The sequence below is a fragment of the Streptomyces sp. NPDC002574 genome (genome assembly GCF_042889545.1).
Lineage (GTDB): Bacteria > Actinomycetota > Actinomycetes > Streptomycetales > Streptomycetaceae > Actinacidiphila.
Genome location: NZ_JBIARB010000023.1, coordinates 22,925 through 40,367 on the forward strand (window position 1 = coordinate 22,925; position 17,443 = coordinate 40,367).

Below are 17,443 nucleotides of genomic sequence, written 5' to 3' on the forward strand. Positions count from 1 at the left end.
CGCGCACGAGGGAAACATGGCCACGCCAACCACCTCAAGACCCCAACGCCCTTCAGTCGCCGTCCTATTCAGGCCGAGGCCTGATCCGGACGACCCGGATCGCACCGATAGGGAAACCTGAGACATCTGCTGAATGAACGAGGCGCGTCCGAACACCCTTCTTCCAGGGAAAGATCAACGTCTTCAGAGGCCAGATACCGGCTCGAAGGAGGCCAACGGGACGACCCGCCGTCCCGCCGAGTCGGGACAGTGGTTGTGATCGCGAGGATGCGGCCGCGAAAGCCCCTTGCGGTTCCACGGATGGACGGGCGAGGTTGCCCGCCCCTGCCTGACGACACAGGTGCGCCGGCGCGCAGAGCAGAACGAGCCAGGTCCGGAGTACGTTCCACCGTGCACACACCGACAGAATCAAGCGCGCAGTACCGACCCAAGCCAGACAGCACACCAAGCCGACCACGCCCCATCCGCACGTCCTGTCGGCCTGCAGCAACCAGCCTGCACATCACCGGATTTCGCGCAGACACTAGGGTTCGCATCCGAACCCTTCACATCGCTAGCAACCATGTTGCTCGTCAGGAGAATTCGCCGCATGACCACCACACGACGCTCTGTCCTCCGGTCCGCCGCCGGGGTTGGGGGCTTCACACTCGTTGCAGCGGCAGCGAACCATGGCAGTGCAAACGCGGCCACGACGGGCGTGGCCTCGCACAATGTCCGCGCCTACGGAGCCCACGGCGACGGCAGCACTGACGACTCCGCCGCAATCCAAACCGCCATCAACACCGCCAGCAGCAGTGGAGGCGGCACGGTCTACCTGCCGCCAGGCGATTACGCATGCTCGAACTCTCTGACTCCCCAGTCAAACGTGACGCTCAGCGGGGACCCTGGGACGACGATCCATCACACTGCCAACAACAGCGTTATCTACGGCTCAGGCATCGCCTTCACCGACTTCGCAATCGAAGGCATCACCTTCGTCGGTCCTGTCAACGAATACCCGATCACACCCAAGCACGCTCGCACCACCTCGGGTACCGGTGCACAGACCGCCGTATTCCTCTCCGGCGATCTGGACCCCACGGGCAGTGACCAAGCAAAGCTCACCAATTTCACCATGCGCAATTGCGCAGTACGGAACATGTCCGCCTTGCCCATCCGCATCGGCGGCGTCCGGGGCAAAGTATCCGTGACTGGCTGCGAGTTCACGAACAACCAGGACGCCGGCTTCCTGTTCTGCGAAGAAGTACTCTTCAACAACAATCACATCTACCAGTCCGCCGACAACGGCGTGTCCCTCTCTCGCGGCAGCAGTAAAATCACCTGCATCGGCAACGTCATCGAAAACTGCGCCTACAATGGCATCTGGGTCGCAGGATTCTCCATCCACAAGGGACCGGTCAACTTCACCGTCACCGGAAACATCATCCGCAACGTCGGCCACAATGGAATTTACATCGATTACGCCTCCAAGTACGGCGTGATCGTGGGAAACGAGATCGACGGCGGGCTGTTCCGTGGCCCCTCCGACGCCCCCAGTAACGTGAACGGTGCAGGAATCTACATCGGCGGTTTCCCGATCACCGACCGGGCAAATCCCAGCGACTGGGCCGAGGGCATCACGGTGACAGGTAATCACATCCGCCGGACCGCCCGCACAGGAATCTACCTCAATGGCGTCAAGTACGTCCAAATCACCGGGAACCAGATCAGCGACGTCGGAACCCAGTTCCTCGCGGACGGCATCACTGCCGTGGCAAGCGCCGACACCGCACAGAACATCGGCATTCTCATGGAGAACCCGTCCACGTCGACCGAAGTCATCGTCTCCCTGAACTCCGTGGTCGACAGCAGGACCACCCCGTACACCAACCAAGGCCTGGTCCCCCAGAACACACCGGGAATCAATGCCTACCTCAACACCGTGATCGGCACCCGGCAGGCGAGCGACCTGCTGGAAACCGGTCCGACCCGCACCTGGCAAAGCCCGCACATCTTCAACGAAACACTGCAGACGAACGCCCACATCATCGATGGCAGCAACCCGGTAACCATCACCGCAGGGGCACAATCGGCGTCGGCAGCAGCCGGAAGCAACGGAGCCAAGGACAACTCCGGCGTCGTCAACACCATCGCAGCCGCCTCGCCGGCAGCCGGCACCATCGCCAAAATAACCTACACCACTCCCTACGCCAACATCCCGAAAGTCATCCTCACACCACGCAACGCCGCCTCTTCCAAAACCGGTCTCTACGTCACCTCAGAAAGCACCACCGGCTTCTCCGTGGCCACCGCAACTGCCCCCAGCGCCGGCGCCTCACTGTCATTCGCATACCACGTCATGGGCTGACGATCCCGAAGTCATCAGTTACTCATCGGCGAAAAAAGAACCCTCGCTGAACTCTGGTCACGGGAGCACGGCAGGGTCTGTCCATTGAACGGCTCTGGCCCGTAGTCGGTGGTGACACGGGGTAGCGGTCAGGGCAGAAGAATGCGGTGGCGGAGGAGGTCGAATCCGGCGCGTCCGTGCATCTGTCGCATGATCCTCTTGGTGCGGGTGTTGACGCCTTCGGTGCGGCCGTTGTGGTACGGCAAGGTGAGGCCGGCGTTCACGGCGGACCGGTCGATTTCGAGACCGTTGGTGAAGCTGCGCAGGTGCGGTAGGTCGATGGCCCGGGCGGTCGTGATCCACTCGGTGAGTTTCACGTCGTTGTCCTCGGCCGGTTTCAGCAGGATGGCGAAGCCGCGGACGAGATCGGCGAGTGCGGTCATCTCCGGGCAGGCCGCAGCGATCTTCTCCAGCAGGGTCGTTTCCTTCGGGCGCAGGTTTTCAGGGTCGGTGAGCAGGAGGCGGCTGGCGTGACGCGGAGTGGTGACGGGGCGCTCGCCTTCGGCCCGGCCCTGGTTGAGGTAGCGGACCAGCAGGTTGGCGCTGCCGGTGTAGCCCAACTCCCTGATCTCTTCGAGAAGGTGGGTGACCGGGACGGCAGGTTCCTGGGCCCGGCGTCGGCGCAGGTGCTCGCGGTAGGGGTCGACGAGGGTGGGCCGGTAGGCGGGGGCGATGCGCAGGGCCTGGGGTTCGGGCATCCGGGCGTAGCGTTTGACGGTGTTCAGGGCCAGACCCAGGCGGCGGGAGCAGTCGAGCAGGCCGACTCCCTGGCCGAGGAGATCGTGGATCTTGTTCCAGCGTTCGCGGGTGGTCTGCTCGCGTACTCCGCCGGGGCGTGGCGGGTTGATGGTGGCCCAGCATCCGGCGTGGGCGCGGACCTCGAGCTGGACTTTGTCGCAGAGATTTCGCCAGAGGTGCCATCGGTCGCTGACCTGCACCGTGTCTGGCAGGGCTCGGCGGACGGCTTCGGCGTAGGTGGCCGAGCCGTCCCGGCACACGACCTCGACGCCAGGATGTTCGCGCAGCCAGGACTCCAGGGTGACCATCTCGCGGTCGGGCAGGACCGCGACGCGTCGGCCGGTCTCGGCATCCGTGATGATGGTGGCGTAGCGGTGGCGGCGACGCAGAGCGAAATCGTCCACGCCGATCACCCGCGGGACCGCCTGCTGCGGCAGCGGCAGACGCCGCAGATGGCGCAGCGCGGTATTCCGGGAAACGGGCACCGCCAGCAGGCCGGCCAGGCGGGCGGCCGCCCGGCCGCATAACTCCCGCGCCACCTGGGATATCTGGCCGGCAAGCCGTACCGTGCGGCGTTGATGGCGCTCCAGCAGACCGGGAATCTGCTCGCGGAAGGTCTGCCGTCGGCAGCCCAGGGCCGGACAGACCAGCCGTCGTACGCGAAGGTGGACGACGACCTGGCGACCGTCGACCGGCACGTCCCTCACCGTTCGGCGGTGGTACCCGTGCACCTTCGCCGTCGGCGTCCCGCACACCGGACACGGCACCGCCACATCTGGAGTGCGGGCCGTGATCATCACCGCGTCACCGGCGTCCGCCACGTCCTCGATGACCAGCGCCGAAAGCCCTGAAAACACCGTCCCTATAAGGGAGTCGATACCCATCACAAGATCATGATCAAGGTCGGCTACTCGGCGTCACCACCGACTACGGGCCAGAGCCGAAGACCGTACAGACCCTCATCACGCTGATCTCGGTCTTGAGCCATTCACCCGCATCTCTGGCCAGAGGACTCCCTAGGCGGATGAAGATCGCTTCCCACTGACGGAGATCGTTCTCATCTCACAGGTAGCCACGTGTCCCCATCGTTAGGCACGGGAGCGAGAATGAGAGGCATGATGAAGACTGCACAAGACTATGCGTGGTTCGAGAAGGACTTCCCAGACATCGCTGAAGCCTACTGCTTCACCCTGGTACATGGGCTGTCGCCAGCTGAGGTGATGTCTCGGCTCGAAGGACACCCAGAGGCGCCCGCACGCGGTATACCAGCATTCATCGACGCAGCCATTACCCGTTCCGACCTGGTGGAGACGCACCGCCAGCTGGTGGCCATGACAACTTTGGGTGCCTGGACGCTGCTGATCGAGCACAACGGCTATCTGGGGGTCACAGAAAACCGGGCGCTACCGGCCTCCGCAGGCGCGACATGGGTTTCTCACTTCGTCAACGTCAACGGCGTCGGTACGTTTTTCTGGGCTGAGGACCAGGAGCTGCAGCTGTGCTTCGACCTCATATTCCCGGAGGACCGGTGGGGCAACGCACCCGACGAACTCGTCGAAGTCATGGGGCGGATTGGCTTCCACTTCGACGAGGAAGCAGCTGAGACGGATCTTTCCACACCGGCAGCATTTGCTTTGGCAGAGTACGTGACTGGCGTCGCTATCACCCCGACGCTACTCCAAGAGACCACGTTCAACTGCTCCACGGTCCAAGTTCGGTGACGCCCCTCTCTCGCAGCACCGGGTCGACCCCGGATAGCCACGTGGATGGTGGGCGGTAACGAGCACCAGTCACGACTACGAGTTCCGGCAGCGGGTCTCGACGGAACCACAGTCAAGACAATTCAGGGATGCTGTGCTCGCGCTCAGCGCGGACGCCAGGTGCGGATTTCCAGGTGGGTGATGTGCGCGTCGGCCTGGATGCGGCTGGTTTCGACGAGCCATTGGTGGACGGCGGCGGTGACGTCGCCTGCGGCGGCGTCAACGCGGCGGGCGAAGTCTGCGGCGTCGAAGCCGCCGGTGGATGCGGAGCCGTAGGAGCGTTCTTCGGTGTGGTCGGTGCGCTGGATAACGTCGCGGCGGATGCCGGCAGAGTCGGTGCGGCTACCCGAGGGGAGCAGGTAGCCGGTCTTGGCCATGCGGACGGTGAAGGCCAAGCGCAGGCCTTGGCGGGCGGCTTCGGCGATCAGGGGGCGCAGGCGGGCGGAGCCGGAGGCGATGGCTTGGGCGGCGACGCGGCCGGTTCCGGTGCCGGTGGGGGTGATCAGGACGGCTTTGCTGCGGACACGGGCGCGGGCGCCGGTGTGGGTGGTGCGGCGGGTGATGAGGGGGGCTGCGATGCGGGTGAGTTCGTCGATGTCGGTGATGCCGCCGGTCTGGACGGCTTGGAGGGCGCGGGTGAGGGCGGGGACGAAGGCGGCGCCTTTGCCGCGTGTGTAGAACTGGGAGACCAGGGAGGGGTCGCGGGCGATGACGCGGGCGATGTCACGTTTGGTGAACCCTGCAGCCTGGAGTTGGTCGGCTAGGCGGGCGGCGTCGTTGAGCTGCGGGGCCGGGGGGCGGCGTCGGCTGGGCGGCATCAGGCACCCCCGGCGGTGGCGCGGGTGAGGGCGGCGCGGCCGGCGTCGCGCAGGGTGAGGAGTTGTTCTTCGGTGGTGGGGGCGGCGAGGAGGCCGGTGAGGTGGCCTTTGAGGAGGTAGTCGCCGGGCTGGCCGTGGTAGGGCCAGTTCTGGGGCTGGGTGAGGTAGATGGCGTCGGTGCGGAAGGCGACGACGGTGCCGGGGGGTGTGTGGAGGGCGCCGACGTAGGTGTCGTCTTCGCGCATGCGCATGGTGAGCAGGGAGGCGCGGGCGCCGGACCAGATCGCTGCGGCCCATTCGGGGTGGGCGTAGGGGTCGCGGGCGAAGTCGGTGGGGCGTTGCCAGGTGATGGTGTGGTCGTCGAAGCCGATGATTTCGGCGTCTGTGGGGACGTCGCGTTCGGCGGTGCGGGGGGTGGTGCCGGTGACGATGCGGGGGCGTTGGGCGAAGGAGCCGATGCCGTACAGGAGGATCGCGCGCACGGCGCGGGAGGCGAGGGCGGCGGCTTGGCGTTGCTGGGGGTCGGCGTGGAGGTCGGCGGTGGCGGCCAGGCGGGACCAGCAGTCCTTGAGTTTCTTCGACCAGTCGTCGAGCGGTTTGCCGTCGTCCCACAGCAGGCCGTCGAGGATTTCGATCCTCCACGGCGCGACGGGATTGGTGAGGGCGGCGTAGACCTCGGGGCCGCCGGCCCAGGTGGTAAAAGTCTGGCCGGGGGTGCGCGGGTAGTGCCAGGCGCGTTCGCCGGGTGCGGGGGCGGACAGCAGGCCGACGTGGTTCCAACCGTCGGGGACGGTGGCCCGGATCCGCCAGTGGCCGCAGCCGAACAGGGCCTTGCTCTGCTCCTTTTCCGACCAGGAGGCGAAGGTCGCGGCGGTGATGCGGCGGGGAATGCCGACCGGGGACTTCCAGGTGTGCTTGGCGTAGGCGAAGGTGCGGTCGTACTCCACCAGGCCTGGCAGTTGTTCGGGGACCGCGGGCGGGGTCAGGAGTTCGGTGCGGCCCTGGCCTGCGGTGGCGTGGAGCAGGCCGCGCAGTTCCTCGGACAGTACGGGGAAGCCGTCGGCGAACTGGCCACGGGTGGGGATGGTGCGGGTCCACAGGTCCCGGCCGGTCTGCGACGGGGAGCCCATGACGACGGCGTCGGGCCAGTGCGAGCGAAGCGCCTTCCACAGCAGGACGAACGCGTCGCGGATGACGGCCGGATCAGCGCTGTCGGCGTCGAACCACTCCCCCACCGAGCGGATCTCGACGTGCTGTTCGCTGTTCTCGCGCTGGTAGCGGCCGACGGGGTTGCGGGCGTGCACGAAGTGCCCGGCCATCCGGTCACGGCCGCGGCCGGTGTCAGTCCGCCATCCCTCGGCGGGAGCGTTCAGCCAGGCGGCGACAGCGTCCTTCAGGTAGGGGTAGCGCTCCGCGTCGCGGTGCCACGGGTCGCCGCCGGTGATGTAGATCCGCTCCACGCCCTCCGGCACCACGTGGAAGACCTGGTGGAGGATCTCTGCCGCCGTAGCCGTCTTCAGCTCCAGGCGCACCGTCTGGTCGCGGTGGACCAGGACGCCGGTGGCCGCGTCGAGAAAGACCGTGGAACGCGTCTGCTGCGTGAAGTTCGGGTGCGTGGAGGCCAGGTTCGCGGTGTGGGTGAACCAGCGGTCCCCGTCCGGGCCGGCGGGGATCGACGGCAGCACCCGCGGCCCGGCCGGAACCATCCCGGGGGCGGCCGGCGCCGCGGCTGCGGGCTGCGGATCCGGCTCCACGGGGGTGGCGGGGCGGGGCAGGGCGACAGCCCCGGAGACGCTGGGCCCGGTCCCGGCACCGGCACCGGTGTCCGTCTGCGGCCCGGGGGCGGGTGCCGGGGCGGTGGGCCCGGGTGCGGCGTCCGGGGTGGCGAGGCCGTCCGGGGCGAGAGTGGGGGCGATGGCCACGACGTCAGCGACGCTCAGCCCGGCCGCAGGGGCGATCCGCTCCGCCTTGGCCTTGTCGTGGCCGGCCAGGGCCGTGATCTGCTTGTCCCGTGCCGCGGTGAGCCTGGCCAGGGCAGCCTGCGCTTTCTTGATCTCGTCACGCAGAGCCCGCAGCTCACCCAGAGCAGCGGTATAGGTCTTGGAGTCCATCACATTCCCTCACGCAGACAGATCAGTTGGCCGGGTGCGGACGTAGGCGATCGCCCCGCCTGAATCGGAGACCAATCGGGTACCGAGCAGCAGGTCCGCGACCTCACGGTCCTGCGGGCAGGCGGCGGTGAGCTGTTTGACCGGAGTAGCCAGGTCGGTCAGGTACCCGGCCAGCACCGCCTCGGGGAAGCTGCGCAGCCCACGGCTGTCCCTCTCGGATGCCCCGAGGCCGGTCAGGACCGCCACCACATAGCCGGACAAGGTCACCGGCAGCACGCCCCCGGCCGCAACACTCGCCGCATCGCACCGCCACCAGCCGCGCAAAGCTTTCAGCAGGACCTGCGGCGGCAAAGATGCCGAAAACCCGATCCACTCACGGTCGTCCTCCGAAGCATGTCGGGCGACATCCACCCGCAACACCGCTATCTCCGCCACGTCCAGCTGTCCCAGGGGGGCTTCGGCGCGGTCACGCAGAGCCTGAACGGTCGCCAGCGGCAGCATCACCCGCACCCCCCGCCGCGACAACCCGGGCAGCAGCTCGGCGCGCACCAGCCGGCGGAACGTCGTCACCGCACAACCCAGCTCCGCCGCCGCCTGCCCCGTCGTCAACAACACCCTTACAACCCAACTCCGATATCTGATGACGGATACACGCTAGTGACGAACCCCACACCCCGTCAAACCAACCCGGCGGCCTCACGCGGCTCTTGAGCTCCGCCACGCCCCACACGCCGTGCACGAACCGTCGTGGCCTGCACGGATAGCGCCAGGACAGGGCTGAGTGCGCCCTGTCAGCCACGGGCTCACGCCGTCAGACTGGATTCCATGAGTGAATCGCTCCGGGTTCGGTGCAGAGCGCTGAACCTTGGAAGGATGCGCTCATGCCGGCGCAGAGGAAGTACCCAGCGGAACTGATCGAGCGGGCCGTGCGGATGGTCGCCGAGAAGCAGAGGCAGTCCCCGGGGCGCTCGGGGATCATCCGGGAGGTTGGGGATCTTCTCGGGATACATCCCGAGGCCCTGCGGCACTGGGTGAAGAAGGCCGAAGCCCAGGCCGACCCGCAGGCGGTTTCCGCCCAGCAGGAGCGTGAGCGGATCAGGGAACTGGAGAAAGAGGTCACCGAGCTGCGGCGGGCGAATGAGATCCTCAAGGCCGCGGCCGTTTTTTTCGCCTCCGAACTCGACCCGAAGCCGCCGCGCTGATCCGTTTCATCGATGCCCACCGCGAACGCTTCGGCGTCGAGGCGATCTGCCGCACCCTGACCTGGGCCGGCACCCCCGCCTCGGCCTCCACCTACTACGCGGCCAAGCGCCGGCCTCCCTCCGCGCGGTCGGTGCGCGACGCCGAGTTGACCCAGGAGATCCGGCGGATCCACCAGGTCAACTATGGCGTCTACGGGGCGCGGAAGGTCTGGCATCAATTACGGAGAGAGGGCACCGAGGTCGCGCGGTGCACCGTTGAACGTCTGATGCGCCAGGCAGGCCTGACCGGTGCCGTCCGCGGACGACGGATACGGACCACCACCCCGGGCAAGGATGGCCGCCGGGCGGGTGACCTGGTCAACCGTGACTTCGACGCCGAGCGGCCGAACCGGTTGTGGGTCGCGGACTTCACCTACGTGCCCACCTGGGCCGGGACCGTCTATGTCGCCTTCTGCGTGGATGCCTTCTCACGCCGGATCCTGGGCTGGAAAGCATCGCGGAGCAAGCAGACGTCCCTGGTCCTGGACGTGGTCGAGCAGGCCCTGTGGCAGCGGGGCTACCGGCCGAACGAGCAGGTCAACGGCTTGATCCACCACTCCGACGCAGGCAGTCAATACACCTCGATCGCCTTCACCGAGCGCTTGGCCGAAGCCGGCATCGCACCCTCGATAGGAACCGTCGCCGACGCCTACGACAATGCCCTGGCCGAGTCCGCGATCGGCTTGTTCAAGACCGAACTGATCAACCGAAACAAACCCTGGAAGACCTTCACCGACGTCGAGTTCGCCACCGCCGAATGGATCGACTGGTACAACCACCAGCGCCTGCACGGAGCCCTCGGCCACACCACCCCAGACGAGTACGAAGACGCCTACCATCACCAACACACCCACGCCGACGAACCCGTCAGCGCGTGACATCCCGCTCGACACCAAACCCGGAACGGTTCACCCAGCAGCTCCTGGACGACATCAACATCGGCCGCGACAACACCGACTACACGGCCTGACAAGCTGCGCGGCTGTCTGTCTCCAGAAATCAGGAAGGATCGGGACACCGGTGATAACGGCCTCGCACTCGTCCCAGGCAGGCAGACCAGGACCCGCTGCTCATCGACTTGGATTGATGCTTTGATGCGATCCGGCTGACTGTCGGCTCATCCTAGGCATACGGTTTGTCCATCGGTGGGAGGGACGGGCCATTTCCGTATACGACGAGCTGCACGACTTGGGGCACCTTGGCCCTGGTTGTCTGCAGTTGATCAACAAGCTGATCCGTGAAGAGGTACGGCGGTTCCCGGTGCTGACGCCCCCGGGGGGCTGGCAGTCAGACACCTTGGACGATCTTCTGGGTGACTTCCTTACGGATCGGCTCGAGAAGGTGACTGCCAATCTCTTGGCGTTGGCTTCGAGTGACGACTCCGTAGCAAAGCTTCTCCGCAAGTCCATCCGGCACTGGTTGATCGACAAGGCCCGCCAGACTGCGCTCGGGTCCTTGAGGCGTCAACTTGAGAAGGTGCTGACGTCCGACGATGCCTTCGAGGCCGTCCCACCGAGTGAGGACGGCGCCGGCAGGTGGCGGCTGGCGGGGGTACCCACAACTCAGTGGTCTGGATCCGTGGAGGACCTTGTCGAAGCAGCACGTGCCGTAGAGAACGTAACGGTCCCCAAGTGGTCGAGTGAGACACGCCGAGCGCCAGTCGCGGCCCGGGAATCGATCGTGGCGGTGACATACGCGGTGCTGTCCGCCGCCAAGGGCTCTTTGGAAGTGGCGCAACTGGTTGAGGTCTTCGCGGCTCGCTTCCCGATCGTCTTGGACCCCGTTGTTCTCTCGCTGGCGCCAGACGGTCACTCCGAGAACCCGAGCTATGTCAGCCCGTCTGCGGAGGATGTCGTCGTAGCGGCTGAGAGTGAGGTCGACGCTCTATCGGCCGCCGGAAAAATAGTGGACATGCTTAGCCCCCAGGAACGCCAGTTGGTTCCTCACCTGGACAACCTTGCGGCTGTCCGAGATCTGATCGGTTGTGGTCGGACCCAGGCCTACCACCATGTGGCGCGGCTCGGGGCGAAGCTCGACCAGCTCGTCGGGGACGCCGACGATGTACGTTCCGTGGGGTTGGAGGTGATCCGACTGTGCGGCGGGCCAGTGGAGGCGGGGTGAGCGGAGTGCGGGCCGGACATTACGGCTGCGATGACGTCAGTCTGTGGTGGCCTGCCCAGTCGAGGGATGCGGGAGGACGCCATGGGTGACGCCGGTGTGGTGCAGCGGTATCTGGAGCTGACCAGGAAGGCGCGGAAGCCGCATGGTCTGACGGATGCTGGTCTGCGGGAGCGGTTCGGAGATCCTGCTCAGGTAAGCATCAACCCCGGCCAGGTGTGGCGGGCGCGTTGGGATGACGTGAGTGTCCTTGTGCTGGTTCTGACAGTGGATACGCGCGAGGTCACAGCGGCTCCAGTGACGATCGATCCGTCCGGCGAGGACGAAAACTGCGTGGTGGTAAACGGAGCTCACACGGCTTTCGGCGTCGATGCCACCGTGTGGGCTGGCCTTACCTGCTCAGTCCCGCTGCGTGTGCTCGAACGCGTCGTGGATGCCTGGGGTGATGAGTTCGTGCGGTGGGCGGAAGGGCGGGCTCGCAAACGGCAGGAACCCTCTCCGCCAGGAGCCCGTGAGGGGCGTGCGATCCGGTCGTACTTGGAGCCGGCCGCGGAGCTGCGGGCCGAGCTCACGGATGACCTGCACCATCTGGGTCGGGCACCCGCCATGCCCGTTCAGGAGTCGGGAGCACAAGCAGGCGATCTGGCTGGACTGCTTGGGGATCGGCTGAACTTGGCGAGGCTCTGTGCCGCACTGGAACTACCGCAGCCTGAGGTCATGAGAATTCTGCGGGGCAAATCGCCACTGTCCTCCCACCAGATCCAGGTGGTCGCCTCTGCTGTAGGACTGCCAGCAGAACAGATCGCCGGCACCGTTCGGCCGTTGCCTATCGACCTCGTATGTGCGATGGAGCATCCGCGCTGGAGGTCCTCATGGGTGCGGCGAGCACGGCGACTGCAGGTCAGTGAAGCTGAGGCGCGGCTTTCCGGCAGCTATGGTGCTTTCGGGCTCGCTGCCCGGCAGACCGGCGGTGGACAAGCTGGCTGGGACGCACGGCTGCAAGAGTTTCTCCGCAACGAGGGAGACATCTGATGCGCGGCCGGTTCTTCGACGAGGCTCCCCGACAGGCCATGGCCATGATCAGTGCTCTGGACCGACTGCATCCCGGAACGCTGGGCGCCTTGCGAGAGGACCCTCTGGCGGAACTGAGCCGCTGGAGGGACATTCAGGTATCCCTAGTTGCTGAAGCAAACGGCGGCGGACGATGTTCCATCGCCGGCAGCTACCGGCATGACAGCAATCCACCGACGCTGGTCATCGGGGAATCCCGCTCATATCGCCGCCGTGGCTTCACCGGTCTGCACGAACTTGGCCATCATCTTCAGCAGACTGAACCGGCGCTGGGGCAGAACCTGTTCGCGTGGCAGGACTCGGAAGCCTTCGAGGAGGCGGCCTGTGACGCGTTTGCTGCCCGCATCCTCCTACCCGATGACCAGATCCCGGAAGAAGTCCGCTACCGCGGACCGACCGCAAGCGACGTTGTCGAGATGTTCCGCACGTCGCACGCATCCCGCGAAGCGTGCTGCGTACGGGCGGCGCAGTACCTGGCCGGCGGGGGTGTCGTCGTCCTGCTGAACCGTGCTGGCGAGGTTCTCTTTGCTGCACCGCGCGGAGTGATCCCGCCTGCCCGAGGCTCGGATCAATCGGGCACGCCGCTCATCGCGGCAGCAATGCGAACAGCCTCGACCGTCGAGCGAGATCAAACGTACGTGGTGTACCGCTCTGGCGGGCGCAGCGACCTGGCGTACGGGCAGGCATCCTGGTGCGATACGGATTATCTGGTCGCGGTGCTCGCCGTGGACAACGTGGCGTGGCGGGCTTTCACCGCGCCACGGCCCGATTCAGGCAGTTCCCGCTTCGGTTCCTGGTGGGAGTGCGAGACCTGCGGGGACTCCTTCAAGGTCACTGAAACGCCTTGCGCACAGTGCGGCGAGCCCCGCTGCGGGGACGGGCATTGTGGCTGCACCGCCTCCGCGGCCCGAAAGGACCGCCCCTGTGACAGTTGCTTCCTCGTTCTGGCGCCGTCCCGGTTCGAGGGAGCAAGTGCCACGTGCCGGGACTGTTCTTGATCGTTCGCCACCGATCCTTATCAGGCTGATCATGGTCTCTGGCATGGTCTCCACGACCTCCAAGTGCTCGGGGCCAGCCTTGAGGGCGGGAACTCCCCGGGCGCCTTGCGGGCCCTGATCGGCCCTCACATCAGGAACCGGAGAGTCCCCCGGACGGTCTCCTCGATGTGACGTCAGAGGGGGGTGAGCCGCCAGATAACGGCTCCGCCCGGTCTCCGGGCGACGGCCGGGCGCTTGGCGCCCATCACCTGAACGAGAACGTACGTGGGACACACCGAAGACACCCTCAATGACATCCGCAGCCAGATCGACGCTCGCCCCGCCCCGCTGGCGGCAGCCCGGGCCCGGCTGGACTTGGTCCGCTCCAGTGCCATGGCTTTCCCCGGTGCGAACCGGACCTATGCCAGTGGTTCGCTGCCCCAGCACACCTTCATCCACCCGGTCGGCGATGGCGACGGGGGGCTCGTCCTGGACCGCCGGTTCTACCCGCGGCTCGGACCGGACGGAGGCGGCGAGACCCCGGCTGGCGTGGCCAAGGAGTTGTGCGCGCTGCTCGGTCCGGCGGTGCGCAAGATCTACGCGAACGCGCGCTGCGGTACCTCCAAGCGCGGCCCGAAGATCACTTTCGGGCAGCCGGTGGACAACCAGGACCCGACGGTGGACCTGGTTGTCGCGCTGACGCGGAAGGAAGGCTCGGGCCTGTGGATCCCGAATCTGGAGACCAACCGGTGGGAGGCATCCGATCCGGAAGGCCACGTGGTGCTGTTCACCAGCGGAGGCGAGTCCCTGAAGCGCACGCGACGCCGTGTCGTCCGCCTTCTCAAGGCGTGGAACAAGCAGTACAACCAGCCCGGGTTCTCTTCCCACAACCTCACCGTGTGGGCATGGGAGTTCATCAAGCCCGGGATGGGCATGGCGGTAGCGCTGCACACGGTGCTGTCCGAGGCCGCCCGCCGCGTGGAAGCAGGCGGAGCCACCCGGGACCCGGCCGGAGTATCCCCGAACGTGAAGCTGTTGGTGGACCGCACCACCGCGGCGCGCCGACTGCGTACCGCCGCTAATGGCCTCGCCCAGGCGCTGGAGCACGACGGCGATCTCAAGGCCGTTCTGGCAGCCCTGTCCAGTGTGTACTACCGGTACATCGACGCTCCGGGATCCGGGGGCCTGGCCGCAACAGTCGCGGCGATGCGCAGGTCCTCTCCCGTGACGACAGCGGCTCTGGGGCTGGGTGGCGCGGCTGCGATGGTGCGGCCCACGCGCGCCTATGGCGCTTCGGGAACCATCGCGTGACTCGCCGCACGGTGTGGCGGTCGCCGGCCTGGTACGCCAGGCCGGCGATGCGCATCGCCTTCCAGCACCTGCTCGCGGCGTGCGGCCAGACCGTGCGGGTAATCCGCCCGCCGCGCCGGCACCGTGGCGGCTTCGCCCTGGCCGTCCGATTGCGCGTGCCCGACCTTCCTGAGCAGAACGTCTCGATCGTGTTCGGCCTGTCCCTGCCGGAGGTGCCACGCGTGTACACCGACGGGCCGTCTGAGTCCCCGCACCGGTATCCCGACGGATCTTTGTGCATGTGGTATCCGTACGATCCTGCTGAACAGCGCTGGACTCGCAGTGATGGGCCAGTGGTGCTCCTCGGGCACATCGTCGCTCACCTGCTGCGCGAAGAATGGTGGCGTCGTACGGGCGAGTGGCCCGGTGAGGAGGCGCCGCACGGCGCTTAGCGGCAACGGCACGACACCGATCTGGAGGCCGCATGACGCCCGCGCCAACGTCAATACCGACGCCTGCCGCACCCTCGCATTCGGCGACCGCGGTGGCGTCTCGTCCTCCGTCGCAGCCCCCATCGGCTGTGCCGGCTTCTTCGGTTGACATTGGTGTTTTGGTACCGGCGGTCCTGTCCGGAGCGTTCCTTGCCGCCATGCTCACGGCGGTGATCAATATCTGGCTGGCGCGACGCAAGGGCCGTGAGGAAGAAGTCAACAGGTTGCGGGGGGCGTTCGCGGAAGCCTTTGCTGCCTACAGTGCGTACAAAGAGATGCCGTACGCCGTCCGGCGCCGTCGTGCCGACACACCCGCAGAAGAGCGGGTCCGGCTTTCAGAAGTTTTGCGCGACATTCAATCCAAACTCGCCTACCACCTGGCCTGGACGAAGATCGAGTCAGAAACTGTAGGCACGGCGTATGCCGACCTCGTCCATGAAGTTCGCATGACGGCAGGCATTGCGATGCGTGAGGCATGGGAGACAGGGCCCATCAACAGTGACGCGGCCATGAACATCCCGCCGACCATAATCGACCTGAGCACACTGCAGCCTCTGGAGACGGCATACATCGATGCCGTCCGCAGGCACCTTCGCTCCCTCACGCCATGGTGGAACAGGTAGGTGGCGTTCTCGGACCTGTCAATGCCGCTTCTCTCGAGCTTCAGGTGGTGCACGCCGCACTGGCCTTCTCAACAGGCCGATCAGCCAAAGCACCGCCACGCCACCCCCGCATGCCGGATGATCAGATCGTACGTATCGGCGAATGGACAGTAAAGTGCCCAAGCAGACTGAAATCCTGACGTATGCCCGGTCTCTCTCAGAAGACTTGCGGCAGGACCTCCGGTGGAATCCCGGTGAGCGCGGCCGCGGGTGGTGGGAAGCATCCAACCGCTCCCTGCTGCCGCGGATCCTGGCACGAGCAACTGCAGCGCTGGAGTTCCTGCGCCAGTACGCAGGAGCGGACAGCTTTTGGACACTGCGAGCCATCGCTGTCTACGACAGCAACGGCAACCACGAGTCGCTCGAGTCTGGAGTAGTCGCAGTAGGCGACATGCTCGCTGCCTGGGCCGATCAGGTTGAGGCCGGCGTTACGCAGATCGCCGGGGCCCAGGCGTGGGCCGAGGTCGAGGTAGCCGCCACTGACATCATGGGCCAGGTGCGTCGACTACTGGAGGACAGGGACACCACACCCGCGGCGCCCATGGTCCTGTGCGGGGCAGCGCTCGAGACAGCTATGCGGGCGGTGATATCGGCCAGGCAACTCGATTTGACCGAGAAACCCTCACTGAGCGCCTACACGCGTCTATTGCGCAAGCACGAGCTCATCAGCAAGCAGGAAGCCAAGGACTTCGACCAGGTGGCCGGTCTCCGCAATCAGGCGGCGCACGGAGAGTTCGACACGCTCAGCCGGGAGCGAGCCGGTTTGATGGAGCAGCAAACCAACCTTCTCCTGCGTACAATCGCCGACTTGCAGGAGTGATCGACGCGAAGGCCGTCCCACAGCCAAGTGCGCTGAACTCCGCTGTTCACGCCGCAACCCTATCCGCGGCCTGTGACCCCCTCTCCTCCATGCCATTGGCCGGTCCGGACACGGTGAATTAGGTACACGTCTCCCACGGCCGAGGCATGTACCTACCGTCTCCGGCGTGATCTCCGCGAGCACTTCAGCGACCGTCTCCCGCGTGATCCGCAGACGCTCAAGCCCGTCCCTGGCCAGCGCCAGCTTCCCAGAAGCTCGGCGATCGCGGCTTCCAGTTCTTCAACCCGAACTCGGGCGACCGCCTCGCGGGCCTCCAGCTCCTCAAACAGTGAGCCCATCCACCGCTCCTCTCCCGCTACCACGGTAGAGACCAACACCGCAGGGTGGGAGTGAGTGTGTCATTGGGCGGCGCCTACGGGCGGATGACGATGGTGCTGAGCGTGCCGTCACCCCAGACCGTGGTCTGCAGCATCATCCGGCTGTCCAGGGAAGCCATCGTGAACTCCGGAACGAAACGTTGAGTGAAGAGGGTCGCGAAGCCGCTCCGCAGCAGGTCGACCTCGCTCCCCGCCAAGTCCCAGTCATCGAGCAGTTGGACCCGGAGCCACACCTCGTAGGGCTCATCGTCTGGATCTTCCCCGAGGCGTGCCCGGCCGACTGCGAGGAGAAACTCACGATTGCCGTCGAGGAGCCCGTACTCCGTGGCCATGCAGTGCCAGCCCGCGTTGACCTTGTCGACAAAGTCCGAGGCATCCAGGTCGGCAACCTCGTCCGGGTGTGAGTCGAAGCGCCCGTGCTCGGGCCCGGCGCTCGCAGGCGACACGTACTTCGGCAGCGGAGGCAGCAAGACGTCCTGCTGAACCCGTTCGACGAGTCGGAGCCCAGCAGGTGCCAGTACGTCGCCTATCTCAGCGTCAGTCAGAGTCACAGCAGCACAGTATCCGCAGGTCACGCGGATTC

The 17,443-nt window shown here is 66.2% G+C and carries 15 protein-coding genes; 10 read left to right on the plus strand and 5 right to left on the minus strand.

The annotated features are described in order from the left end of the window. The first annotated feature begins 589 nt into the window (after positions 1-589). Positions 590-2,347 carry a glycosyl hydrolase family 28-related protein gene (locus ACFYXS_RS37440; protein WP_389256255.1) on the plus strand — a complete coding sequence of 586 codons (1,758 nt, stop codon included), beginning with the start codon at positions 590-592 and terminating at the stop codon, positions 2,345-2,347. Between the two features lie 128 nt (positions 2,348-2,475). On the opposite strand, the gene ACFYXS_RS37445 is transcribed toward ACFYXS_RS37440, so the two are convergent. Next, on the minus strand, positions 2,476-3,981 hold the full coding sequence (locus tag ACFYXS_RS37445; protein ID WP_389256326.1) for an ISL3 family transposase: 1,506 nt from the start codon (positions 3,979-3,981) through the stop codon (positions 2,476-2,478). Between the two features lie 258 nt (positions 3,982-4,239). Here ACFYXS_RS37445 and ACFYXS_RS37450 point away from each other — a divergent pair, with 258 nt between their 5' ends. Further along, positions 4,240-4,845, plus strand: coding sequence for a DUF6461 domain-containing protein (locus ACFYXS_RS37450; RefSeq protein ID WP_389256256.1), 606 nt, complete (start codon positions 4,240-4,242; stop codon positions 4,843-4,845). A 143-nt stretch (positions 4,846-4,988) separates the two neighbouring features. Here the strand turns inward: ACFYXS_RS37450 and ACFYXS_RS37455 are convergent, their stop codons facing one another. The 3 genes from ACFYXS_RS37455 to ACFYXS_RS37465 are packed head-to-tail and all read right to left on the minus strand — an operon-like array spanning position 4,989 to position 8,428. Then, positions 4,989-5,702 carry a helix-turn-helix domain containing protein gene (locus ACFYXS_RS37455; protein ID WP_389256257.1) on the minus strand — a complete coding sequence of 238 codons (714 nt, stop codon included), beginning with the start codon at positions 5,700-5,702 and terminating at the stop codon, positions 4,989-4,991. After that, a complete protein-coding gene (locus ACFYXS_RS37460; protein WP_389256258.1) occupies positions 5,702-7,813 on the minus strand; it encodes a hypothetical protein in 2,112 nt (703 codons plus the stop codon). Before ACFYXS_RS37460 ends, ACFYXS_RS37455 begins: the two co-directional genes overlap by 1 nt. Before the next feature lie 9 nt (positions 7,814-7,822). Beyond that, positions 7,823-8,428: a DNA-binding protein gene (locus ACFYXS_RS37465; protein ID WP_389256259.1), complete on the minus strand. Its 606-nt coding sequence runs from the start codon at positions 8,426-8,428 to the stop codon at positions 7,823-7,825. Positions 8,429-8,694: 266 nt separating this feature from the next. On the opposite strand from ACFYXS_RS37465, the gene ACFYXS_RS37470 reads away from it, so the two are divergent. From ACFYXS_RS37470 to ACFYXS_RS37505, 8 genes are all read left to right on the plus strand, one after another. Beyond that, positions 8,695-9,932 (plus strand): IS3 family transposase gene (locus ACFYXS_RS37470; protein ID WP_389256260.1). Its coding sequence is split into 2 segments (ribosomal slippage): positions 8,695-8,989 and positions 8,989-9,932, totalling 1,239 coding nucleotides; the frame shifts between segments, so codons are not numbered across the junction. A 340-nt stretch (positions 9,933-10,272) separates the two neighbouring features. Continuing rightward, entirely contained in the window at positions 10,273-11,175 is a 903-nt protein-coding gene (locus ACFYXS_RS37475; RefSeq protein ID WP_389256261.1) for a hypothetical protein, read from the plus strand. A gap of 81 nt (positions 11,176-11,256) precedes the next feature. Then, on the plus strand, positions 11,257-12,204 hold the full coding sequence (locus ACFYXS_RS37480) for a hypothetical protein (protein ID WP_389256262.1): 948 nt from the start codon (positions 11,257-11,259) through the stop codon (positions 12,202-12,204). After that, entirely contained in the window at positions 12,204-13,241 is a 1,038-nt protein-coding gene (locus ACFYXS_RS37485; RefSeq protein WP_389256263.1) for an ImmA/IrrE family metallo-endopeptidase, read from the plus strand. Before ACFYXS_RS37480 ends, ACFYXS_RS37485 begins: the two co-directional genes overlap by 1 nt. A 264-nt stretch (positions 13,242-13,505) precedes the next feature. Continuing rightward, positions 13,506-14,531 (plus strand): hypothetical protein, encoded by a 1,026-nt coding sequence (locus tag ACFYXS_RS37490; protein ID WP_389256264.1) that lies wholly within the window; start codon positions 13,506-13,508, stop codon positions 14,529-14,531. Positions 14,532-14,578: 47 nt separating this feature from the next. Further along, positions 14,579-14,962, plus strand: coding sequence for a hypothetical protein (locus ACFYXS_RS37495; protein ID WP_389256265.1), 384 nt, complete (start codon positions 14,579-14,581; stop codon positions 14,960-14,962). A gap of 197 nt (positions 14,963-15,159) precedes the next feature. Beyond that, on the plus strand, positions 15,160-15,624 hold the full coding sequence (locus ACFYXS_RS37500; RefSeq protein WP_389256266.1) for a hypothetical protein: 465 nt from the start codon (positions 15,160-15,162) through the stop codon (positions 15,622-15,624). A gap of 142 nt (positions 15,625-15,766) precedes the next feature. After that, the gene (locus ACFYXS_RS37505) at positions 15,767-16,483 is read left to right on the plus strand and encodes a hypothetical protein (RefSeq protein ID WP_389256267.1); all 717 of its coding nucleotides are present in this window, start codon (positions 15,767-15,769) and stop codon (positions 16,481-16,483) included. Between the two features lie 412 nt (positions 16,484-16,895). Here the strand turns inward: ACFYXS_RS37505 and ACFYXS_RS37510 are convergent, their stop codons facing one another. Beyond that, a complete protein-coding gene (locus ACFYXS_RS37510) occupies positions 16,896-17,411 on the minus strand; it encodes a hypothetical protein (RefSeq protein ID WP_389256268.1) in 516 nt (171 codons plus the stop codon). Between the last annotated feature and the right edge of the window lie 32 nt (positions 17,412-17,443).

Excerpts from the sequence above, each read along its gene's own strand:
- ACFYXS_RS37440 (WP_389256255.1), top strand. The coding sequence starts at position 590 with ATGACCACCACACGACGCTCTGTCCTCCGGTCCGCCGCCGGGGTTGGG.
- ACFYXS_RS37450 (WP_389256256.1), top strand. The coding sequence starts at position 4,240 with ATGATGAAGACTGCACAAGACTATGCGTGGTTCGAGAAGGACTTCCCA.
- ACFYXS_RS37455 (WP_389256257.1), bottom strand. The coding sequence starts at position 5,702 with ATGCCGCCCAGCCGACGCCGCCCCCCGGCCCCGCAGCTCAACGACGCC.
- ACFYXS_RS37460 (WP_389256258.1), bottom strand. The coding sequence starts at position 7,813 with ATGGACTCCAAGACCTATACCGCTGCTCTGGGTGAGCTGCGGGCTCTG.
- ACFYXS_RS37480 (WP_389256262.1), top strand. The coding sequence starts at position 11,257 with ATGGGTGACGCCGGTGTGGTGCAGCGGTATCTGGAGCTGACCAGGAAG.
- ACFYXS_RS37485 (WP_389256263.1), top strand. The coding sequence starts at position 12,204 with ATGCGCGGCCGGTTCTTCGACGAGGCTCCCCGACAGGCCATGGCCATG.
- ACFYXS_RS37495 (WP_389256265.1), top strand. The coding sequence starts at position 14,579 with ATGCGCATCGCCTTCCAGCACCTGCTCGCGGCGTGCGGCCAGACCGTG.
- ACFYXS_RS37500 (WP_389256266.1), top strand. The coding sequence starts at position 15,160 with ATGCTCACGGCGGTGATCAATATCTGGCTGGCGCGACGCAAGGGCCGT.
- ACFYXS_RS37505 (WP_389256267.1), top strand. The coding sequence starts at position 15,767 with ATGGACAGTAAAGTGCCCAAGCAGACTGAAATCCTGACGTATGCCCGG.